This is a genomic window from Mucilaginibacter aquariorum (assembly GCF_024498135.1).
GTDB classification, from domain to species: Bacteria; Bacteroidota; Bacteroidia; order Sphingobacteriales; family Sphingobacteriaceae; genus Mucilaginibacter; species Mucilaginibacter aquariorum.
Genome location: NZ_JANHOH010000001.1, coordinates 949,258 through 971,634, shown reverse-complemented (window position 1 = coordinate 971,634; position 22,377 = coordinate 949,258). Strand labels below are relative to the sequence as shown.

The window sequence follows — 22,377 nt, the reverse complement described above, 5'->3', positions numbered from 1 at the left end:
TCACATTTTTTTTATATTTACCTAACCTGAACTAATCTTGAAACTTCATAATCACTTTTCTTTATATGGCTGCTGATGAACAAAAAGAGCAGCAGATGGGTCTGCTGAATCTGATCGTTTTCGTATTGTCGGTATATGTGTTGGGCGCTTTGCTGGTGGATACGGTGGTGAAGCTTCCGCCGGAAACTTCTTTGCTGCTGACGTATATTGATCATGCGATATGCGTGTTTTTCTTCGTAGAATTTTGTGTGCGTTTTTATGGGGCGAAGAATAAGCTGGCTTTTATGCGCTGGGGATGGATCGATTTGGTATCGAGTATCCCGGCGGTGAACTTTCTGCGGGCTGGGCGATTACTCCGGCTGATCCGTTTGCTGCGCCTGATCCGGGCGTTTCGCTCTACCCAGTCTTTTGTTAGGTATGTGTTCAAGAATAAGGCGCAGGGGGCTTTTACCTCTGTTGCCATCCTGGCGGTATTGCTGATTATTTTTTGTTCCATCGGTATCCTGCAGGTGGAGAAGGATCCGAACAGTAATATTAAAACCGCGGAGGATGCGATCTGGTGGGCTTATGTGACGATCACGACGGTGGGTTACGGGGATAAGTTCCCGGTGACAACCGAAGGGAGGTTGATCGCGGCGTTGTTGATGACGGCCGGTGTTGGGCTTTTTGGGACGTTTACGGCTTATGTGGCTAGCTGGTTTGTGGAGCCAACGAAGTGAATAGCGAATCAGCCAATTTGTTTGGAATGGGTTACCTGGCTTCAGGACGCCCAAAGAACAATATATACCCGTCGATATCCTCAATTTCAAATCCGCGCAAACCATCATCCCCGTCGTCTACATCTGTGAGTGATTTAAAAAATACGACATTGCGCGACGAGAATTCTGCTGCCAGTTCGTTCGGATCCGGAACATGCAGATAAGCGTCCCATCGGGCGATGCCTTTTTTGATATCACGTGTATAGTTGGGTACAGGATCGACGCCAATATCCTTCAATATGATCATCGCTGAGCCTCGTTGAACAATGCCGAAGAAGATATCATCTTCAGTGGTTCCTTCAAACGTTATATCGAAGCCCAGGTAATCCCGATAAAAACGCAGCGCGGCAGGAACATTCTTTACGATAAAGAAAGGAGCAATGCCGGAAATTTCTGTTGTAGCCATGTTAGTTTACACTTTTTTACTTTATGTAAAGTATGTTTTATACCAACCGTGCTTTCAGATTGCTGTTGGCAGCCAGCTTATATTTTTTGCTTTCCTGGCCGTTTTTAAATGAGAGCTGTACCGTATTGTTTATAATAGAATAGGTCCCGCTGACCTTCGTTTTCCAGTCGGTTTTATTTAATGTATTATTGAAGGTGCCATCACTCCTGAAATAGAGCACGATGTTATTGATCTGCATGCCATCAAAAACAAAATTAACTTTTTATTAATTTTTAACAATGTGCTCGATTTTCTGCCCTGATATTCTTCATAAATGCATAAATTTTACCTATGTTTATGCCTTGTCGGGAAACTAAAACTTCCTGGTTTTTTAATCCTAAATGCTTATCATTCATGAGAAAGATCCTCTGCCTGGCCGCCCTATTGGGTTTTGTTAATCTGGCATCTGCTCAAAACGTTTTCCCGACAGCCGCTGGTACCAGTGTAGGTATCGGAACAATAACACCAGCCGAACAGCTGGAAGTAACCAATCCAACAACCGGTGCTATCAGAATATCTTCGCAGAAAACCGGCCTGCTTGCCAATGATGTTATTGGTAGACTCGACTTTTATAAAGCGGATGCTTCTACCGGTGGGGCAGGTGTTGCCACATCTATTCAAACCCGGTCTTTTGATTTGGGAGGGACGTTTGACATGGACTTTGTGACAGGAAGCGTATCCACTCCAGTAACCGCCATGACGTTTCACTATAATGGGAACATAGGTATCGGAACGAATAATCCGTTAGCATTATTTCATCTTAATGGTATAAATACCATCCTTAATTCAAGAGGCAATGCATTTATCAGTACAACCGATGCCGCCGCAATTGATGCTGGTGGTCAATTAAGCTTTGGCGGATCTTATACGGGAACCACTCAAACCTATTGGACAGCGATAGCAGGAAGAAAAGAAAACGCAACGGACGCGGATTATGCGGGATACCTTCAGTTTTCAACAAGAAAAAATGCAGGTAATTTATTAGAACGGATGCGTTTAACAAGTGACGGCAATCTTGGCATCGGAACCAATATCCCTGGATTAAAAACGCACATTAACGGGATAACAGGGTTCCCGGCTACAACAGGAACTGCTCAAATAGGAGTGTTACGCTTACAGGGTTTGTCAAACAATGCTGTATTAGACTTTGGGGTCAACGGGGTTTCAGGGGCATATTTACAGTCAACTAATCAAACTGCTCTTAATGCAAATTATCCGTTGCTTTTTAACCCTAACGGAGGTAATGTAGGTATAGGTACAACTACCCCGGTTACAGCTTTTCATGTTAGTGCAACAAGTGCCGTTCCGGGGTTTTCCAATATTACGATAGAGAATCCTGGCGCTACCGGTAATGAATCGGCTATCGCTTTTAGGGGCGGATATACCACTTCCAGCCTTAATTCGGGTAGGATCTACAGTTTGTTTGACGGAGGAACGAGTTATAATAATGCACGAACAACTATTCAAAGCATGCTCCCCGGCGGGATATATGATAACACATTTACCGTGAAGAATGGCAACGTTGGGGTAGGGACGGTAGCACCTAGTGCCAAATTAGCGTCGGTTGCTACGACGGAACAACTTCGCCTTGCATACGATGGCAGCCATTTTACCTCCCTTACAACCGGTGCAGCTGGAAGCTTTTCTATCGCTCCAAACGGGGGAGATCTAGCCACATTCACTAACTTTGACTTTCCCGGACTCGCAGGTGCATCCGGCCAGGTAAGGTTGTTTCGTAGTAGTAGCACAACAGGGGCCCTTGCATTAGCTATTTATGCAGGTAATGGTACAGGAACAACTAATACCTATTTAAGCGCTAACGGATCAAGCTTTTTAAATGCAAATATTGGTAATGTAGGGATAGGTACAACAGATACGAAAGGCTATAAGCTGGCTGTTAACGGCGGCGTAATTGCCACGGCTGTAACCGTTAAGCTGTACGGCGAGTGGTCTGACTATGTATTTGATAAGGATTATAAATTGGCCACGCTTGGTCAGGTAAAAGATTATATTGATAAAAACCATCACCTGCCCGACATGCCTTCCGCAAAAGAGGTAAAAGATAAGGGGTTAAATTTGGGCGAGATGAATGCACTATTAACCAAGAAGATAGAAGAGCTGACTTTATACCTGATCGAGGAGAATAAAAAGAACGCTGAACAAAAGGAATTGATACGAATGCAGGAAATGCGGCTTCAAAAATTAGAAAAGCTTATTTCAACTTATTCGAAAAAATAAAAAAAGCGTCTGCAACTGTGTTTATAATACCAATGAAATTAACATATTATCGATGATACTTACCAGTCCGGGGATGCTTTTGTTTTTGGACTGCCGATCCTAAACGCTTATTCTTTATGAAAAAAATCTTCTGCTTTGCAACTTTGTTGGGTTTTGTTAATCTTGCATCTGCTCAAAACGTTTTCCCGACAGCCGCTGGTACCAGTGTAGGTATCGGAACAATAACACCGGCCGAGCAGCTGGAAGTAACCAATCCAACAACCGGTGCTATCAGGATATCTTCTCTGAAAAGTCAAATCCTGGCTAATGATGTTATCGGCAAACTGAATTTCTATAAGGTGGATGCTTCTACCGGCGGAGCAGGTGTTGCAACCTCTATTCAATCCCGGGCATATGATTTAGGAGGAGCGTTTGATATGGACATGGTTACCGGAAGTGTATCCACTCCTGTAACCGCTATGACGTTTCACTATAATGGGAACATAGGTATAGGAACGAATAATCCGTTTGCATTATTACATCTTAATGCTATAAATGCCATTCCCAATTCAAGAGGCAATGCATTTATCAGCACAACCGATGTTGCTGCAATTGATGTGGGCGGTCAATTAAGCTTTGGTGGATCTTTTACAGGGACCGCACAAACATATTGGGCAGGGATTGCAGGCAGAAAGGAAAATGCAACAGATAATGATTACTCAGGATATCTTCAATTCATCACCAGAAAAAATGGCATTAGTTCTGTGGAACGGATGCGTTTAACAAGTGACGGTAATCTTGGTATTGGAATAACTACCCCTGGATTAAAAACGCACATTTTTGGGATAACAGGATTTCCCGCCACAACAGGAACTGCTCAAACAGGAGTGTTACGCCTGCAGGGTTCAAGCAGCCAAGCCGTATTGGACTTTGGGGTTAACGGAGCATCTGGCTCCTATTTGCAGGCAACCAACCAAACTGCACTTACCGCAAATTATCCCCTGCTCCTGAATCCGAATGGCGGAAGTGTTGGCATAGGTTCAACCACTCCACAAACTGCTTTAGAAGTAAAATCTGGCATTGTTAATATCCCTGCGCCTTTAACAGGAGGCATTGCATCATTTGGCAGGAATGGCCACGCTTCGATTTCAATAGTAGCAAATCCGGCAAATAAATCAAGCATATACTTTGCCAATACGGCGGATGCCTATGCTGGAGGTATTCTTTATGACAACGCAACAAACACAATGGCGTTTCGAACCAATAACATAAGCGATCAATTTATTATCAATGCTACCGGCAGCGTTGGGATAGGGACAACAGCCCCGCCAACAGGCTATAAACTGGCCGTTAATGGGAATGTCCTTGCTACTGCTGTAACCGTTAAGCTGTACAGCGAATGGTCTGACTATGTGTTTGATAAGGATTATAAATTGCCTACACTTAGCCAGGTAAAAAATTATATTGATAAAAACCACCACCTGCCCGATATGCCTTCCGCAAAAGAGGTTAAGGATAACGGGTTGAACTTGGGGGAAATGAACGCACTATTAACCAAGAAGATAGAAGAGCTGACTCTTTACCTGATCGAACAAAATAAACGAATAGAAAAACTTGAAGCGCGGCTCAATAAATAAACCAGTGATTTCAATAATGCGGTAACATCCTTACGATAGATAGTCACACTCCTTTTTTAGAATAATCATCAAAAGTTTGGATCGAAATTGAAGCAAATTGGGTTAGATAACGCCACCATTGACCCGCTTAGCGCCATAGATTGTGGAACCTGTGGGTAGTTTGTAGCCTGTCCTTCTACCGTTACGCGATAGTAACTACGGCCCGTTGTTGCCGGTGTATCTGTAAACTCTACTACAGGCGTTTTGCCCGTAACCTGGTAGGTGCCAAACTTACTGCCGTTCTTTACAACATTAATGGTATAGTTCCCATCAGGTAAAGTATTGCCTGTTAACTGAACACGAAACTTTACGGGTTTGCCCGTTGCTCTGGTATTATCGCCCATCATCATATCCATTTTACCATCCTGATCAAGGTCTGCATAAAACTCTACGCGTGGTGCATAAGGGTTGGCACTAATGGAAACCCGCCCGTTTGTAAGCGCGTCTACAACCGCTTGTGTGGTCCGTTTTACCGCGAATACCCAGGTTGTTGGCGTACCAACATAGTTTGCTTTAGCCTGGCCGCTGTTCGCGGTTGCCTTATCTGGTGTTTCGGGGTTGCCGTGATGCGCGTCGCTTCCGCCTCGGCCTGTAAGTTTCCGGCCTGATGATAGCATATCGTCCCAAATCATGATGGCATTGGCATTTCTGGACCATATTGCAGAATTCCACACTTCTATCGACTCAATAATATCATAAGAGTATCCAAAATGATCCTTGCCACTCGGATGGTTAGCCGACAGGTGAATGCCCAGTTTATTCTTAACTCTGCCGATCACCGTATCGCGCTGATCGCGAACATCATATAACCGCTTGTGATCATAAGGTTTAGCCGAGAACACATTACCATGGCCCCGGGTTGTTGTCCACTCCGCACCATAAAGCAGCAACAGGGAGTCTGACTTAAACTCCGGATCGGCCCAGGTATTATGTGCAACATCGCCATCCACATGGTTATCATGGTCGGTGATACAGATGTAATCCATAGCCACCGACCTGGAAAAAGCGATGATCTTTGCAACAGGGTTGTTAGAGGATTCTTTGCTATGACGTGAATGTACATGCAGGTCTCCCTTTAGCCACACACCGTCAGTAAGGCTGGCAATAGGGGGTAGTTTAGCCATCTTCTTTGACTGGCCAAATACTGGGTTGCTGATGCAAGCTACTATAGTAAGGAGCAGTACGGTACATTTAATACCTGTAAATAGTATTGGGCCTTTGGTGTTTTTGAATGTCATGTTAATTATTATTAAGGTTCAGGCTGAAAATTTCCATTCTACAAATATCTTAAATACAGAGATAAGAGATGCCTTAGCTTGGTGCTGTTTAACCGGGTGCAAATTTAACGAGCTATGCGTTTGGACTGCAATCAGCCCGATTAAGTTTGTGTTAAGCTTTAAACAAGTATTTCCAATAGTAGGCAAATAGGTGAGGTCTGCTATCATTATTGTACATCTCAATAATGGGAAACTAAAAAAGCGGCATCATCGTATACCATCCTTTCGCCAATTACATACCTACGTAAACGTTTAGTTACTTTAAATTCATATTGAAGCCAGATAGTTCATCTGTAGGGTAGATAATGGCAAATAAGCTAATAATCAGTTGATGTTTTGATAACAAAGCATCTGTTATTTTGCATTTAATGAAATTTAAATATCTACATCACAAATAATCACATCATTTATGAAACAAATCTACAAGCGCTTTTTAAGTGGCTCCTGCATTCATTCCCGGCAATGGGTGCTGTTATTGTGCGCCATTATTTTTAGTGTTTCGCCGGCATTTTCGCAAACCGGAAAAACAATTAAAGGTACCGTTACCGATGAAAAAAATGAGCCGCTTCCCGGCGTTTCTGTAGTAGTTGCAGGTACAACTGTAGGCGTTATGACCGACATAAAAGGTAATTACTCGCTTAATGTGAGCGGTGAAAATGCCGTGCTGAAATTTACTTCAATTGGGTACACTTCAAAAGAGGTTAGGGTTGGCACAAATACTACAATTAACGTTAACATGTTACCTGATGCTAAACAATTAAAAGATGTAGTGGTAATAGGATACGGAACATCAAGCAAAAAAGATGTAACCGGCGCTATTACTTCTGTAAAGGCCGAGGATTTTAATGCAGGTGTATTAACCACCCCCGCAGAGCTTTTGCAAGGTAAGGTTGCAGGTTTAAATATTACTAAAAGTGGCGACCCTAATAAACAGCCGGCTACTATTTTAAGGGGGCCATCTACCTTTCGTGAAGGCGCAGCTCAAGAGCCCTTTTATGTTATCGATGGCGTACCAGGGGCTTCAATAGACCTTTTAGCACCGGCTGATATTGAAAGCATAGATGTTTTAAAGGATGCATCTTCAACAGCAATTTACGGTTCACGGGCCTCTAACGGGGTAATTATCGTAACCACAAAAAAATCAAAGACTGGTCAAACCAGGCTTAGCTACAGCGCTTACGGCGCAATGGAAAAGGTATCTAAAACGATAGATATGCTAACAGCCGATGAATTACGTAAATATTTGGCAGATAACGGGGTAAAGCCATTGGCAAAGCCCATAGATGACGATGGCTCTAATACCAATTGGCAGGATCTGGCTTTAAAAACAAGCTACTCACAAAACCATAATCTTTCTTATGGCGGGGCGGGTACAAATTCAGACTACGGCGCAAGCGTAAACTATTATAAAAACAACGGTGTCTTAAAAAATACCGACCTGGAGCGTACTGTTTTTAAAGGGTACATTAATCAGCGCTTTTTTGACGACAGGCTTAAACTGGGCCTTAGCTTAACAAACAGCGTTACCAAAAAAAACGATGTGTTTCAAGCCCAGGTACTTCCCGGCATGTTATTTTATTTGCCAACTGTTAGTCCGTATAACCCGGATGGAAGTTATAAAGAGAATTTGACACGTACAGGCAGTGGCCCGTTAAACCCACTATCGTTAATTGATAATAATTTTACAAAAACAGATAACAACAAAACCCTGATAAATGGTGTTGTTCAGGTTGATATTTTAAAAGGTTTGCGGTTTACGCTTAGCGGGTCTACCCAAAAAGATCAAAACAACATTAACACCTATTTAAACAGCAAATCGGGTTTGGCAATAGGCGCAAATGGTGTTGCAAATCGTAGTGCCTATAACAGTACTACAAATGTTGCAGAGGCGTATTTAAATTACGACAGGGATTTTGGCCTGCATTCAATTAAATTATTAGGAGGTTACTCTTATCAGCAAGATCGTACAAACGATGGGTTTGGTGTGCAAACACAAGGGTTTTCTAATGATAACCTTACTTATAATAACCTATTTCTTTCAAATCCAACGAGCCTGGCGCAGATCCAGTTCAATCAAAATTATATATCCACCTTACGATTAATATCCTACTACGGTCGTGTACAATATAAATATAACGATAAATACCTTTTACAGGCATCGCTAAGAGAAGACGGATCATCAGCTTTTGGTTTAAATGAGCGCCATGGCTACTTTCCTGCAGTTTCTGCGGGATGGAGAATTATAAGTGAAAAATTCATGGAGAGCCTGCCTGTTATTTCCGACCTAAAATTGAGAGCCGGCTATGGTGTATCTGGTAACAGTTTGGGTTTTGATGCTTTTACCGCTCAGTTAATTTATGGGATCCCTCCGGGTGGGGGGAAATTTCTGAGCAACGGAAATATCACTAACCCTATTGGCCCGGTTCGTAATGAAAACCTTGACTTAAAGTGGGAAAGCACTTCTACTACCAACATCGGTTTAGATTTTGGCTTGTTAAACAACCGCTTAACCGGTTCAGTTGATTATTACATCAAGAAAACATCAGATCTGATCTATACCTACCAGGTATCAACAACACAATATTTCTATCCATTTTTTACAACCAATGTTGGCAGAATTAAAAATAGTGGAATCGAGGTGGTGTTAAATGCTGTCCCTGTAAAATCTCAAAGTTTTACCTGGCGTACATCATTTAATGTATCGCACAATAAAAACATAGTAGAAAGTATATCTAACACTAAGTTTCCCATCGACTATATCCAAACAGCACAGTTAGGTGGTAAAGGCCAATCATCATTAAGCAGCCAGATCATACAGCCTGGTTATGCAGTTGGTACGTATAATTTGTGGCACTACGTAGGCAAAAATGAAAATGGTGTAAGTACCTATCAAAAAGCCGATGGCTCAATAATCGCAAGCCAACCGCTAAGTACAGATCAGCGCATAGCAGGCAGTGCACAGCCTAAGTTTGTATACGGCTGGAGCAACACTTTCATTTACAAAAATTTCGATTTTAACTTTTTAGTTCGCGGGGTTACCGGCAACAAAATATTAAACGGAACACTTGCTTCCCTTAATAACCCGGCTGATGCTAAAATACAGAATATCCCAAGGTTTACCCTTGGCGAATCGTTTAAGGATGTAAACGCTTACCTGATGTCAGATCGTTTTCTGGAGAGCGGTGCTTACCTCCGTTTAGATAACGCGACATTAGGGTACACCATCAGGCCAAATCTAAAAACTATAAAGAGTGTTCGCCTGTACTTATCCGGCAATAATATATTCATAATAACAAACTATAGGGGCATCGACCCTGAGATCAACATAGGCGGTTTAACCCCGGGTATCGATAATAAGGACTTTTATCCTAAAACCCGCACTTTAAGCGTAGGTATAACCGCATCATTTTAACTATCAATAACAATATAGATGAAAAAGATAATTTTATTATGTGCCGTATTAGCAGTGCTTACCGGCACCTATTCATGTACTAAATTAGATGTGCCTGTAGAATCGCAGTACGTAAAATCTAACTTCCCGATAACAGATGCAGATTATAATGCATTATTAGGTACTATTTATTCCAACTTATCGTCGAGCTACGCGGTGCCTTATTGGAGGATGCAGGAGCTATCTACAGATGAAGCCATACTACCCGCCCGCGATGGTAACTTTGACGACGGTGGACAGTATCGCCAATTACATTACCACACCTGGACATTTGACCATGCCAACGTTACAGGTGTATGGCAATGGGGCTTTGGAGGTGTAAATACATGTAACCGTATCATAAGTGTTATAAACGCTTCACCGTCTTCGGAAGAGAAAAAGACCGCCTCTATTGCCGAAGTAAGGGCAATGCGGGCGCTTTACAATTACTTTATGATGGACCTGTATGGTAACATTCCCCTCATTACCGATTTCCCGGTTGCCAACCCGCCTGCTACACAATCACGCGCTAAGGCTTTCCAGTTTATCGAAAGCGAATTACTAAATGTTATACCATTGTTGCCTGTAAAAAATGGCAGCAATGCTACTTTGTATTATGGCCGCCCTACTAAGGCCATGGCTTTTGCTTTGTTAGAAAAAATGTACTTAAATGCGCAAGTGTACACAGGTACGGCAAAATATACCGAAGCTGTTGCCATGGCCGATAGCGTTTTAAAGAATAGTAATTATAGCCTCGACGCCAAATACCGTGATATATTTTTGCCAAATAATGGCCCGCTGATCAACGAAACCATATTTGCCATCCCTTATGACCAGCAAATCCCCGGTAACCAATTTACCAGGTTTGGTTTCTTTTACTATCTGGTAAACGCTTATGGGTTTAATGTGGGCTTAAGCATAGCAATGAGCACCACACCCGAATTTTATAACAGGTTTAAATTACCCGGAGATGTACGTACTAAAACCTGGCTTGCAGGCCCGCAATTTGCACCTGATGGCGGCGGCGGCTTTACTAACCAGCCTGTTTATTACCCGGGTACTACCACTCAAATTTATATCGAGCCAAAACTAACTTTAGTTCCGGGTAAGCCGATGGATTTGGGTAACACCATTGCCAGCCAATCAGAAGGTGTGAGATCTATAAAATACTATCCGGATCCTACCATTATACAGGCTACCAGATTAAATGGTAACGATGTGCCAGTTTTTAGGTTAGCCGATGTAATGATGATGAAAGCTGAAGCTATATTACGTGGCGCAACGGCTACAACGGTTAATGGCGAATTACAAACACCAGACGTATTGGTAAACAAAATTCGCGCGCGTGCAGGTGCCCCGGCGGTTGCAGGTATTGATTTAGACGGCTTGCTGGACGAACGTGCCCGCGAGTTCTCGTGGGAAGCATGGCGCCGTAATGACCTGATCCGTTTCGGGAAATTTGAAGTAGAATACCCGCTGCCTAACGATGTGCTAACCATGGATAAGAGTGTTACCCGCAGGATATACCCTGTACCGGCAGCAGAAATAAGGCTGAACCCGAACCTGGTACAAAACCCGGGTTATTAATAAAATAAATGAATAACAACAGCCGGGTAACAACCGGCTGTTTAATATTATATACATGAGATATTTATCTGGTTTATTGCTCATCACACTATTGCCTCTTTCAACCCTAAATGAACCCGGCGATAATATTCCCATTAACCGTATACAGGTTATTGGGTCACATAACAGCTATAAAAAAGCGATTGACCCCAAGCTGTTCAAAATCTTGCAAAAGGCAGATTCAACTTCGATGAGTAAGATAGACTACAGTCATATCAGCCTTACCGAACAGCTTAATTTAGGTTTGTTAGATCTGGAGATAGATGTTTATGCGGATACTGCCGGTGGAAAATACGCGCATCCGAAAGGGTTGGACTGGGCACCCGGCCAGCCGGCTTACGATACAGAGGGTTTAATGAAACAACCCGGTTTTAAAGTTTTTCATATCCAGGATATCGATTACCGCAGTAATTGCCCCACCTTTAAGCTGTGCCTGCAGGAATTAAGGAAATGGTCTGATGCGCACCCCGATCATCACCCCGTATTTATTACTATGAATGCGAAAGATGAGCCGATGAAAAAAAGTGGCTTCACCGTTCCGGACAGGTTCACTTCATCAATATATGATAAACTGGATAAGGAAATAGCAGATTACCTTGGTATTGATCACGTAATTACCCCTGATAAGGTAAGAGGGGGATACAATACATTAGAGGAAGCAGTGCTGCACCAAAATTGGCCAACATTGAAACAGGCAAAAGGTAAGTTCATTTTCCTGCTGGACGAAGGGGGCCCTAAAACAGAAGTTTACGTAGCCGGCCATCCATCGCTAAAAGGTAGGGTGCTTTTCACTAACTCAGAGCCAGGCACGCCCGAGGCTGCTATTCATGTAATGAACAATTCTAAGAAAGACCTCGCCGGTATTCAGGGCTTAGTAAAAAAAGGGTACATCATTCGCACAAGGGCAGATAGCGATACAAAAGAGGCCCGGGAAAACGATAAAAGCAGCTTTAATGCTGCTATGAAGTCGGGTGCGCAGATCATTTCTACAGATTATTACAAAAAAAGCGAATATTTTAAATCCGATTATGTTATCCACTTTCCTAACGGAGGCTATTTCAGGATGAACCCCTTATTTGCACAGGTACAATAATCTTACTTATTTAGCCGGCACATACTCCATTTTTTATAAATCATTATAACGTATCAACAGAACATGAAACGCAGAAACTTCATCAAAAACACTGCCCTTACCACATTGGGATCGGCCCTTATTTCACCATTAGCATCTTTAGCAGAAAGTAGTGGCGTTACCCATCTGGAAAGTGATGACCTATCAAAGGCAGTGTTGAAAGATGAATATGATGTGCATTTTATAGCCGTTGGCGATTGGGGCCGCAATGGTGAGTACGACCAGCAGGAGGTTGCTAAACAAATGGGTGTTTGGGCTGCAACCAATCCAAATAATTTTGTAATATCGGTTGGTGATAATTTTTATCCAAGAGGAGTAGTAAGCGAGAACGACCCGTTGTGGCACTACTCCTTTGAAAACATTTATACGGCGCACTCCCTGCAATGCGACTGGTACCCTGTTCTGGGTAATCATGATTATGGCTCTGAACCGGAAGCCCAGGTGCGTTACAGCAAGGTGAGCCGCAGGTGGAATATGCCCGCATTGTATTATACCAAGGAATTTTCGTTAGGCAACGCAGGTGATAAAGTTTTAATGCTGATGATAGATACCGACCCCATGCTTCATGACAATAAAAAGCAGGAGGTAGAGAAGCAAATGATCTGGATAAACGATACCCTGAAAAATGCATCGGCAGATGTTAAATGGAAAATTGTAGTAGGGCACCATCCATACTATACGGTAGGGCCACGTATAAAAAATTATGACACGTTAACGGTTCGTGCAAAGCTTGCCCAGGTTTTTGAAACCCATAAAGTGGATGTTTATTTATCCGGCCATGATCATTCCTTACAGCACCTAAAAACGGAAGGGTTTACACATCAGTTTATATCAGGTGCAGGGTCTGAACTAACTGGGGTAAGCACAGGGATCCCTTACAGCCGCTTTCAGGCGTCAGATCATGGCTTTATGTACTTTGCCATCAATAAAAACAAGCTAAATGTTAAAGCCATAAACGCCGCTGGCACAGTTTTGTATCAAACAGAATTAAGCAAGTAATTAGGGCAGGATAGGGGTAATCCAAGTAGTTAGGACAGGATAGGGGTAATCTCGCTCATTTGCTGGCGTTTACCTTACAGATCCTGTATGAGTTGGTTTAGCGTAGCCAGGTTATGTACGGCTGCGCCCATGGTGTTGTTAAAATAAGTATAAACCCTTTTGCCTTCGGCGATCCACTGGTTGATATTCTGCGCGTATTCGGCTAAAAAGTCGTCGGCGTAACTGCCGCGATAACCGCCGTTTGGGCCGTGAAAGCGCAGGTAAATAAAATCGAGGTCAAGCGGTTCCGGCGGGGCGGCAGAAGCGGGCAAATCATGGATAACCATTGCCATATTCAGGCTGGTAAGCAGCTGGTCGGTTTGTTCCTGATACAAGGAAGAGTGGCGTAACTCGACGGCGATGTCCCAGGCATCGTCAGCCTCACGAACAGCCTCCAGCAACCGACCCAACTGCGGGAGTTGCCCGGCACGGATACTGGGTGGGAACTGGATCAATAAACTGCCTTTTTTTTCGCCGGCCTCATTGATGGCATTCATAAAACGAGTGATATCATCCGGGTTAAATTGTAAGTCCTTCTCGTGTGTAATGCCTCTCCATAACTTAAAGGTGAACCTAAAATTATCGGGTACGCTTTCGCGCCATTTACGGATGGTGGCAGCCTGCGGAATTTTATAAAAGGAGCTGTTGACCTCGATACTGTTGAAAAGAGAGGCGTAATAACAGAGCCTGCTTTTGTCCTGAAACTCGGGCGGGTAAGCCGCCTTATTCGGGACAGGCAACACCAGGCCGCTGGTACCGGCATAAAATTCGGGCTGGCTCATACACCTCCTCCAAAACGGCTAAATACGGAACTAATGAGGCCAAATAAGGTCGTTAAATTGGCGTTTCTTGTACTAAAAAAGGCGATTTTTGGCGTTTTGTTCATCCGGTACTATTTCAATTCAAAACCACCGGAAAAGCATTTTGTTTACAGCGCCAAATATTACAGTAATAACCTTATAATCAATTGATTCCCCATTTAGTATTTGGTTGTGAACCCATCTGTAGTACCAGTGAACCGCCTTTTAATAACTCAGAAGCAGGGAAATTAAACGAATTTAGAACACGCCCGTTTAAAGTTGCTTTTTGTACATACATATTATTGCGCGAAGCTCCTTTGGCGATAATTGTAAACTTCTTACCACGGCCAAATCTTTCTCCTAAATCAATTTCTGTTTTGGCAAAAAGCGGACTTCCAATCTCATAAATTGGATTGACCCGGGCGCCACCATCTGTTTGAAACAACCCTAATGAGGCCATTACTAACCAGGCACTCATTTGGCCCTGATCTTCGTCTCCTAAATAAGCATTCCCTACTCCATAACCATAAAAGCGGTCGAGTATAGAACGGCTCCATTTTTGAGTTGACCAGGGTTTACCGGCCCAATTAAATAAGAACGCAAAGTGCATAGATTGCTGGTTCCCCTGTACAACAGGGTAGTCCCAATATTGATCATTCATACCATTATAACGCCATGGCTCGCTTTCCTTAAAACCCCATTCTAACCGGTCAATAAATTTCTTTTCCCCAATCATTTTAACCAACGCCGGTACATCCTGAGGTACAAAGAACGTTAATTGCCAGGCGTTGCCTTCCACATAATGTTCATTAGCACCGCTGCGGAAAGGGTCGAAGTTTTTTGTCCATTCCCCGTTACTCAGCTTCATATGTGAGTATCCGGCACTATCAATTGTGTTTCGCCACCAATAACCACGGGCGTTAAATTTGTTATATACGTCTGTTTTACCTAAAGATTTAGCCAGCTGCCCAACAGTCCAATCGTCATAAGAATACTCCATTGAATTCGAAAAACGGCCTTTATCAGACGGAACATACTTGTGTTTTTCATATTCAACCAAGTCTCTGTTCCCCGCAAAACCGCTAAATACCTTTTGCGCGGGTGTTGTTTGCATTTTTACAGCAGCTTTCAACACCTTATCGGCGTCAAAACTACGGATCCCCATCTGATATGCAGCCACCATTTGAGGGATCTCATGCTCGCCAACCATAACAGGGATATAATTCATCCCTGCAGGGCCTTTTGCAAGCCAACCGTAAGCATCATACATCGCTAACTGCGAGTTAACCCACCTGTTGCTCCATTCGGGCGTTATCAGGTTCCATACCTGGTTCAGGTTCCAAAAGGTATTCCAAAAAGCGTCACATCCCAGGGCAACATCATCTTTGTTTTTTAATTGTTGCATTTTGCCATCTGTTCCGCGCCACTCACCGTTGATATCGCTCCAGGTATTGCGGCTGCAAATAGACCGGTACATAGAGTTATAAAAACGTACTTTATCTAACCTGTTTGTGGTGCTGATCTTAATCCGGTTAAATATATCGTTCCAGGTATTTACCTGATTTTGCCTTACAGCGTTAAAATTCCACCCGAAAGGTTTTGTTATTTCTGTTTTTAAGTTTAGGTCTGCGTTATCAATGCTTACTAATGAAATTCCCGAGCGAACCTGTATTACAGGGTTTGTTTTTGCATCAAATTGTAAAAATAGGCCGGCGTTTTTAATGTCGCTTGCTTCAAATGTATCACCATATTGGATCTTATCATTTATCCAGCCTCCAATGGTTTTAATGGGCTTATCAAACTCAAGAACAAAATAAACGGTGTAATCCTGTGAGGCATCGGTACTCCAAACATTCGTAGAAAGTTGGTGCGCGGAGCCTTCTATTCTATAATCATTTATCTTTTTAAGCTTGATCTCTTTCAGTTTATAATCGTATTCTGATGGGATATGCAAGTCTACCAGGATGCGGGCGCTATCCCTGTCTGCTGGGAAAGTAAACCGCTCAAATCCGCAGCGGGTAGTAGCTGTAACTTCTGCTTTAATATCATAATCGGTAAGCTGCACTTTGTAGTACCCTATAGGCGCCTCTTCTCCTTTTTTATCTATGGCAGAACGATAGCCCGAGCCCGGCTTGATCTCATCTCCAATATTTGTTTTTAATTTTCCGTTTGATGCAAAAATGCCAAGCCCGGCCATGGTCCATTCATGGATATGACTAAATGTACCCACGCTTTCATATGTTGGCTGATAACCAGCCTGCCAGCCTGAATTTTGATTATCAGGACTCATTTTTACCATACTAAAGGGCATCCATGGGCCTGGGGCAATCATCCAGCGGGAGTGAGCTGTTCCTATGCGTGTATCAACATAATCAGCCGGCGTTTGTAGCCTTTGTTTTGATCTGTTTACAATACCTTCTTCAATAACCTTTCCATTCTCAAGTATTTTATAATGGCTTTTTTGGGGACTTGTTACAGCGGGCATTAAAGCTTCCAGCTCATAATTTCCCTTTTCTACAGTTGTATTAAAAATTACTTTACTATCCAGTTCAACACTTATTTTAGGCGAACCTTTTAAATGCCTTGCACTCACCAGTAAAGGCTGTGTTTTTTTACCATTAGTTTCTAATTCATAATCAGCGGCTTTCACTTCATTGACAAACATTTGACCGGGCGTTTTTAAAACAACCTGTGATGGCCCTTCAAGGCGCACTTCATCAAACATTATCCATGAACCCTGTACTACGGTTATCATTACATTGTTTCCACCTTTCCTGATGATATCCGGGCTAACAGGGATTTCTATTGTTTTAGGAGTTGCCGATGATAAATTTCCAAGTAGAGAAGCCGTGTCAATAAAGGGTTCGTTTAGTTTGGGTTGGGGTTGTTTATTTACATCATACCCAACGGCTGTTAATTGTATTTTTTCATCCTGATTGTTGATGCTCACTTTAATAAGAGGGAGGAATTTTTTTGCATAATCCCTTAGCTTAATAACCAATTTATAGTCGCCCTTTGCCGGTAACGCCTGAATACCAAACAAGATATTCACCTCATTAGTTCTCCAGCCTGCAGTTGGCCAGGTGCCACCCCAGGTATCAACAGGGCCAGGAATTACATACGGGAAGTCCTTTTTTTCTTTAGAATGCTCAATTAAAAAAAACTTGTCTTCGTAGCCAAAGTCGTTAGCCACAAACTTTTTAAATCCGTTTGGGGCAAGTGCAAACTCTGATGCTGAGTTATCGGCTTTGCCTACATGCCAAATTGCCTTTTTTTTTTGAGAAAAAGAGGATGTAATTATTGCATTAGTAAGCAAGCAAATTAATATGAGTCTTCTTTTCATTCTTTAGGTATTAAACTATTGCATTTGTTTAGGATGGTATATCAATTCTTAAATAATATCCCTATGCGGGCGGATTGTTAATAACGATACAATGGCAAACATAATTAAAAGATAGCTTAATTGCTACAATATGTTCATACAAAAGAATACGAAAACATGGCTAAATTTATTGCAGAGAAGGGTGAAGCTGTCAATGACATGGGCAACTCACTGCTTTATTATGAGGATGCTAAAGCTATATTATTCGATTGTATGACTTTATATGTTAATACATAATTACGAATGCAGTTTGCTCTAAGTTAATATTCCCAAACACTTTCGTAACCGCCAAGGCTTTCCGCATATGCGATCAATTCTGCATAAAACGGCGTTTGTGCAAGTGTAGCGCTATCGCCAACCAGCACCAATTTAAACCTGGCGCGGGTCATGGCTACATTCATCCGGCGATAATCTGATAGGAAACCAATTGTACCCTCACTATTACTGCGCGTTAGTGAGATATAGATCACGTCGCGTTCCTGGCCCTGAAAACCATCTACTGTATTTACTTCTACTGCCGCCCCCAAAAGTAAAGTCTTCAATAAACTAACTTGTTCTTTATATGGGGCAATGACCGCAACACTCACATTGCTATAATTCATCGCAACAATATGTCGCACCACGAAAGCAGCTTCTTCCGGATTGGCGGTGCTTGTGCCTTCGGCTTGCTCTTCGTAACCGGCGCCGGCTGTATCAATAAAAGTAAAAGGCTTATCCTCCGGATTTAATAAACGGTTGGCCACCAGCGGATGTGCGGTGAGTTTATTATTGTAAAACTTTAAAGATGAAAAGCCCATGATCTGGGTATTCATCCGGTATTGTTCTTCGAGCAATGTTACCGCTTCGGGGTGCAGGGCCACACATTTTTCCAGTAGGGTAGTGGTTAAGCCACTCTGCTGCAATTTTACCGTCGGCGGCAACTGGAGGTGGTCGCCGGCTAAAATAACGCGCTGTGCTTTTAAAACCGGTATCCAGGCCGCTGGCTCCAGTGCTTGCCCGGCTTCGTCCATTATTACGGTTTTAAAGGTAAGGTCCTTAATGGTATAATGGTCAGCACCAACCAGTGTAGCGGTTATCACCTGTGCCTTGCTGATCACATCTTCGGCTACAAACTCTTCAATTTTGGCAACATCCCGCATAATGCGGTGCGCTTCATTAAATAAGGCCTTGCGTTGCTCGCGTTCGGCTTTGCCAAAGCTTCGCTTGTATTTATGCGCCATATTTTTGAATTCGGCAGCCATTTTTTTGAGCTTTTTGACTTCTTTCATCTGTCCGTGTTCGGCCATTCGGCTATCGAGGGTTAGTTTCTGCAAACGTTCGGTCACACGCACAGGGTTACCTATTCGTAGTATATTCAATCCGGTTTCCGAGAGTTTCTCGCTTAATAGATCCACCGCCGTATTGCTCGGTGCCACTATCAAAATTTGCGGTTCGCCATGTGCTATCAACGCATTTATTGCAGCCACTAACGTGGTTGTTTTCCCAGTGCCGGGCGGGCCATGTACAATAGCCAGATCTTGTGCACCTAATATGTTTTTGACCGCAGTTTGTTGTGATTTATTTAGGTTCGGAGTAGTATAATCAGTAGAAACAAAAGTTGGTTTTTTACTTCCGGTAAGCACCTTAATTAGATGTGAATCAGTTTGTTCCGCCTTTTTCAACGCATTCCGCATCTCATCATAACTATAAGCGTCAAATAGGATGTCAATCCCCAGTTTACCGTTACTTGCCCAATCCGGTAATTCTTCCGTAAGCAATGTTACCTTCAACCGGTCGCCGCCGATAAAAGTTATCGTTCCGTTTACCCGGTCATTATTGTCATAATTTGAAAACAGCGCCACCGAACTGCCGAACCGCAATTGGTGCGCAAGGTCTTTATGCGTGGTTCGCTCTACTTCAACACTAATATAATCGCCGCGTACCGGTTCGGTGTTCCGTATAGCGATAGGGTACCAACATAACCCTAAAGTGCGCCGTTGCACCGCGCCTGTGCCCGCGGTGAGGCTGATAAACGCTGCTTCATCAGCAGAACGCTCGGCCGCCAGTAAAGCTATAAGGTTCTTGAAATAACTCATGATTTAATCAACTGTTCCATGGCCAGCTTAAACTCTGCCGGCCCACCTTCTTTGCCGCAGCCGAAACATTTAAAAATATTCTTTTCCGGCGAGATCATTAACGATTCTCCTGCATCGCGGTGAAAGGGACAACGCCCCCGTAAAGTCCGGCGACTCTCTTTTAAACTGATATAAACAGTAGCCAGTTTGACCAGGTCGGATGAAGTAGCAGACATATAAATTGCGGTAGTAAGCTCTGCAAGTATAATCAAAAAATAAGTTCTGTATCGAATACAGAACCTTGTCAAGCTCATAGAGTTCCATTGCGAATTTCATAATTTAAAATATATAAATTTTATTATCAGAATCATATCTATTGTTACTTCTATAAAAACATTAAGTGCTCAGAAGGCCGGATGCTTGATGTGTTTTTGAGCTAATTACCTAATCATCCAACTGTATGCAATGACCAGTTAAAAAATAAAAAGTTAAACTTTAATGTCGCATGTCTACTATTCGGGCTGTTCGTCTACTAATTTTCTGCTTCATTTACCTTAGGCGTAATATTGTTATCAGAAACTAATCAGGAATTTTTTACTTAAAATTTTAAATTATGAAACACATCACATTTGGTAAGGCGTTTATTAGGTTATTTACGCTGATTACACTATCCTTCGCATTATTTGGTTTTACAAATAATTGGGGGCTGGATAGTTACGAGATCTATTTAAATAATAAGCTTATACTAAAGCAGGCGGTGAACCAGCCATTGAATTTAAGGGTGCTGAAATTGCATAAAGCAAATGACGGCGATCAGTTACATATCAAATACAAACATTGTACAATAAAGGATGGTGCCGGCACAAACAGAAACATTATCCTAAAAGATGAGAAGGGAAATACAGTGAAGAAATGGGGGTTTGCCGATGCAACAGGTTCTGATTTAAGTATGGCGATAGCGGTAAAAGAGCTATTGCAGTTAGAAAAGAATAACGCCCGGCACGAGCTTAGCCTTCATTATACAGCACGGGAACTTCCTAAAGGCGAAATGCTTGCAATGGTTCGCGTTGAATAAATGAAGCATTTATGCAAGCAAATAGAGTCGATGCAAATGTTGCCCGTTGGTAATGCATAGCAGCTAATCCCGGGGGGCAAGGTTTAAATAATACCGTACAAGTTTCTGCTTAAGAATGCATTACGAAACTTGCCTTTCGGGTCGTAAGTGGCAACAAGCTTTTTAAAGTCAGTCATTTTCTCGTACCGCGATGCCAGTACTTTTGGGGCGATTGTAAATAGTTTACCCCAGTGCGGGCGCACATTAAATGGCGCGAGCTCTTTTTCAATGATGGGCAATAACTTCATTACCGCGGCGGTTTCTGGTTTCCAGGTGAAATGTATGGTAACGGACGTTTGATTGTGGCAGGGGCTCATCCATAGGTTGTCTGCGGCTATTGTTCGTATCTCGGTAATAAATAAATGCGGGCCTATTTGCTTGCTTAATTTAGATATAGCCGAAATGGCTTCCACAGCGTGATGAAGAGGTACAAAAAACTCCGACTGTAGCTCTTTACCGGTACTGGGCGTAAACCCCATTTTAAAATGCGGCAAACGCTCATACCAAACGCCGGGAACGCCCATCTGATCGGTACATTTCTCTGCAGGTTGTGCTATCACGGGGTGCAGGTTCTTAGTGGCCGCCTTAGCGCCGTAAAACTCCGCTTCGGTGTGGTCTTTTTCGGTGCCTACACGGCTTTTTATCCAAACCTCGCTTACGTTCTCATTTTGCCAATCGGTAAAAAGACTCACGCTATAACCGGCAGAAACTATCTTTTCAAAATTATGCTTTACCTGTGCCAAAGGCATATTTGTAAACACCCGCTGCCTTACCATAAAGGTGGGGATAATGTCTAACGTAACTTTTGTAATCACCCCTATAGAACCCAGCCCAACAACCGCAGCGTTAAGTTTTTCCGGATTATTGGCTTTTGAGAAGTGCACCACAGAACCATCTGCAATTACCATTTCCAAACCGCTGACAGAACTGGCAAGATTACCGTTCTTGACACCCGAGCCGTGTGTAGCGGTTGTAATAGATCCCGCAACCGAAATATGCGGCAGTGAAGCCAGGTTATGTAACGCAAAGCCCTGCGTGTGCAGATAGGGTGCCAGCTCTCCGTATTTAATGCCGCCTTCTACAGTAATTGTCTTTGCTTTTCTATCTAAAGAAACTACTTTATTCAGGTCACGGGTCGATACCAGGTCATCCTTGCTATCGGCGATGTTGTTAAAGCAGTGCCTTGTTCCCAGCGTTTTTAGTTTGGGGTGCTTTTTTACAAGTTGCTGTACCTCGGCCACAGACTTTGGATATTGTACATTGCCTGTACTGAAAGTAAGGTTACCCGCCCAGTTTTTGAGTCTTGGTGCTTGTGCCCAGGAATCAAGCGGTGCCAACAATGGGCTTGCGGCAATGGTAGCACCCAGGCGGATAAAGTTTTTCCTTTTCATAAATATTTTCAGCTTGAATTGGTTAATGCAATGTAGA

16 protein-coding genes are annotated in these 22,377 nt (G+C 42.9%); 8 read left to right on the top strand and 8 right to left on the bottom strand.

Annotated features, from left to right (window positions below; all coding sequences use genetic code 11):
- Positions 1 to 65: 65 nt before the first annotated feature.
- Positions 66 to 719, top strand: coding sequence for a potassium channel family protein (locus NPE20_RS04225; protein ID WP_256537356.1), 654 nt, complete (start codon positions 66 to 68; stop codon positions 717 to 719).
- A 31-nt stretch (positions 720 to 750) separates the two neighbouring features.
- On the opposite strand, the gene NPE20_RS04220 is transcribed toward NPE20_RS04225, so the two are convergent.
- A complete protein-coding gene (locus NPE20_RS04220; protein WP_256537355.1) occupies positions 751 to 1,164 on the bottom strand; it encodes a VOC family protein in 414 nt (137 codons plus the stop codon).
- 37 nt (positions 1,165 to 1,201) lie between these two features.
- Complete coding sequence (locus NPE20_RS04215) at positions 1,202 to 1,402, bottom strand: lipocalin family protein (protein ID WP_256537354.1); 201 nt, start codon at positions 1,400 to 1,402, stop codon at positions 1,202 to 1,204.
- 155 nt (positions 1,403 to 1,557) lie between these two features.
- On the opposite strand from NPE20_RS04215, the gene NPE20_RS04210 reads away from it, so the two are divergent.
- Both NPE20_RS04210 and NPE20_RS04205 read left to right on the top strand, forming a co-directional pair.
- Complete coding sequence (locus NPE20_RS04210) at positions 1,558 to 3,441, top strand: hypothetical protein (protein WP_256537353.1); 1,884 nt, start codon at positions 1,558 to 1,560, stop codon at positions 3,439 to 3,441.
- 116 nt (positions 3,442 to 3,557) lie between these two features.
- The gene (locus tag NPE20_RS04205; RefSeq protein WP_256537352.1) at positions 3,558 to 5,057 is read left to right on the top strand and encodes a hypothetical protein; all 1,500 of its coding nucleotides are present in this window, start codon (positions 3,558 to 3,560) and stop codon (positions 5,055 to 5,057) included.
- 68 nt (positions 5,058 to 5,125) lie between these two features.
- Here the strand turns inward: NPE20_RS04205 and NPE20_RS04200 are convergent, their stop codons facing one another.
- A complete protein-coding gene (locus NPE20_RS04200) occupies positions 5,126 to 6,334 on the bottom strand; it encodes a CehA/McbA family metallohydrolase (protein WP_256537351.1) in 1,209 nt (402 codons plus the stop codon).
- A 448-nt stretch (positions 6,335 to 6,782) separates the two neighbouring features.
- Here NPE20_RS04200 and NPE20_RS04195 point away from each other — a divergent pair, with 448 nt between their 5' ends.
- The 4 genes from NPE20_RS04195 (at position 6,783) to NPE20_RS04180 (ending at position 13,560) form a co-directional block, all read left to right on the top strand.
- On the top strand, positions 6,783 to 9,785 hold the full coding sequence (locus NPE20_RS04195) for a SusC/RagA family TonB-linked outer membrane protein (protein ID WP_256537350.1): 3,003 nt from the start codon (positions 6,783 to 6,785) through the stop codon (positions 9,783 to 9,785).
- Between the two features lie 18 nt (positions 9,786 to 9,803).
- Positions 9,804 to 11,390 (top strand): RagB/SusD family nutrient uptake outer membrane protein, encoded by a 1,587-nt coding sequence (locus NPE20_RS04190; RefSeq protein WP_256537349.1) that lies wholly within the window; start codon positions 9,804 to 9,806, stop codon positions 11,388 to 11,390.
- Between the two features lie 55 nt (positions 11,391 to 11,445).
- A complete protein-coding gene (locus NPE20_RS04185) occupies positions 11,446 to 12,522 on the top strand; it encodes a phosphatidylinositol-specific phospholipase C1-like protein (RefSeq protein WP_256537348.1) in 1,077 nt (358 codons plus the stop codon).
- Between the two features lie 63 nt (positions 12,523 to 12,585).
- Positions 12,586 to 13,560: a metallophosphoesterase gene (locus tag NPE20_RS04180; RefSeq protein WP_256537347.1), complete on the top strand. Its 975-nt coding sequence runs from the start codon at positions 12,586 to 12,588 to the stop codon at positions 13,558 to 13,560.
- Positions 13,561 to 13,634: 74 nt separating this feature from the next.
- On the opposite strand, the gene NPE20_RS04175 is transcribed toward NPE20_RS04180, so the two are convergent.
- The 4 genes from NPE20_RS04175 to NPE20_RS04160 form a co-directional block, all read right to left on the bottom strand.
- The gene (locus NPE20_RS04175; RefSeq protein WP_256537346.1) at positions 13,635 to 14,381 is read right to left on the bottom strand and encodes a DUF72 domain-containing protein; all 747 of its coding nucleotides are present in this window, start codon (positions 14,379 to 14,381) and stop codon (positions 13,635 to 13,637) included.
- A 181-nt stretch (positions 14,382 to 14,562) separates the two neighbouring features.
- Entirely contained in the window at positions 14,563 to 17,742 is a 3,180-nt protein-coding gene (locus NPE20_RS04170) for a GH92 family glycosyl hydrolase (protein ID WP_256537345.1), read from the bottom strand.
- A gap of 299 nt (positions 17,743 to 18,041) precedes the next feature.
- On the bottom strand, positions 18,042 to 19,856 hold the full coding sequence (locus NPE20_RS04165; protein ID WP_256537344.1) for an AAA domain-containing protein: 1,815 nt from the start codon (positions 19,854 to 19,856) through the stop codon (positions 18,042 to 18,044).
- The gene (locus tag NPE20_RS04160; protein WP_256537343.1) at positions 19,853 to 20,071 is read right to left on the bottom strand and encodes a CHC2 zinc finger domain-containing protein; all 219 of its coding nucleotides are present in this window, start codon (positions 20,069 to 20,071) and stop codon (positions 19,853 to 19,855) included. Before NPE20_RS04160 ends, NPE20_RS04165 begins: the two co-directional genes overlap by 4 nt.
- Before the next feature lie 377 nt (positions 20,072 to 20,448).
- Here NPE20_RS04160 and NPE20_RS04155 point away from each other — a divergent pair, with 377 nt between their 5' ends.
- Complete coding sequence (locus tag NPE20_RS04155; RefSeq protein ID WP_256537342.1) at positions 20,449 to 20,910, top strand: hypothetical protein; 462 nt, start codon at positions 20,449 to 20,451, stop codon at positions 20,908 to 20,910.
- An 83-nt stretch (positions 20,911 to 20,993) separates the two neighbouring features.
- Here the strand turns inward: NPE20_RS04155 and NPE20_RS04150 are convergent, their stop codons facing one another.
- Complete coding sequence (locus NPE20_RS04150; RefSeq protein ID WP_256537341.1) at positions 20,994 to 22,340, bottom strand: FAD-binding protein; 1,347 nt, start codon at positions 22,338 to 22,340, stop codon at positions 20,994 to 20,996.
- Between the last annotated feature and the right edge of the window lie 37 nt (positions 22,341 to 22,377).

Excerpts from the sequence above, each read along its gene's own strand:
- NPE20_RS04225 (WP_256537356.1), top strand. The coding sequence starts at position 66 with ATGGCTGCTGATGAACAAAAAGAGCAGCAGATGGGTCTGCTGAATCTG.
- NPE20_RS04220 (WP_256537355.1), bottom strand. The coding sequence starts at position 1,164 with ATGGCTACAACAGAAATTTCCGGCATTGCTCCTTTCTTTATCGTAAAG.
- NPE20_RS04215 (WP_256537354.1), bottom strand. The coding sequence starts at position 1,402 with ATGCAGATCAATAACATCGTGCTCTATTTCAGGAGTGATGGCACCTTC.
- NPE20_RS04210 (WP_256537353.1), top strand. The coding sequence starts at position 1,558 with ATGAGAAAGATCCTCTGCCTGGCCGCCCTATTGGGTTTTGTTAATCTG.
- NPE20_RS04205 (WP_256537352.1), top strand. The coding sequence starts at position 3,558 with ATGAAAAAAATCTTCTGCTTTGCAACTTTGTTGGGTTTTGTTAATCTT.
- NPE20_RS04200 (WP_256537351.1), bottom strand. The coding sequence starts at position 6,334 with ATGACATTCAAAAACACCAAAGGCCCAATACTATTTACAGGTATTAAA.
- NPE20_RS04195 (WP_256537350.1), top strand. The coding sequence starts at position 6,783 with ATGAAACAAATCTACAAGCGCTTTTTAAGTGGCTCCTGCATTCATTCC.
- NPE20_RS04190 (WP_256537349.1), top strand. The coding sequence starts at position 9,804 with ATGAAAAAGATAATTTTATTATGTGCCGTATTAGCAGTGCTTACCGGC.
- NPE20_RS04185 (WP_256537348.1), top strand. The coding sequence starts at position 11,446 with ATGAGATATTTATCTGGTTTATTGCTCATCACACTATTGCCTCTTTCA.
- NPE20_RS04180 (WP_256537347.1), top strand. The coding sequence starts at position 12,586 with ATGAAACGCAGAAACTTCATCAAAAACACTGCCCTTACCACATTGGGA.
- NPE20_RS04175 (WP_256537346.1), bottom strand. The coding sequence starts at position 14,381 with ATGAGCCAGCCCGAATTTTATGCCGGTACCAGCGGCCTGGTGTTGCCT.
- NPE20_RS04170 (WP_256537345.1), bottom strand. The coding sequence starts at position 17,742 with ATGAAAAGAAGACTCATATTAATTTGCTTGCTTACTAATGCAATAATT.
- NPE20_RS04165 (WP_256537344.1), bottom strand. The coding sequence starts at position 19,856 with ATGAGTTATTTCAAGAACCTTATAGCTTTACTGGCGGCCGAGCGTTCT.
- NPE20_RS04160 (WP_256537343.1), bottom strand. The coding sequence starts at position 20,071 with ATGTCTGCTACTTCATCCGACCTGGTCAAACTGGCTACTGTTTATATC.
- NPE20_RS04155 (WP_256537342.1), top strand. The coding sequence starts at position 20,449 with ATGAAACACATCACATTTGGTAAGGCGTTTATTAGGTTATTTACGCTG.
- NPE20_RS04150 (WP_256537341.1), bottom strand. The coding sequence starts at position 22,340 with ATGAAAAGGAAAAACTTTATCCGCCTGGGTGCTACCATTGCCGCAAGC.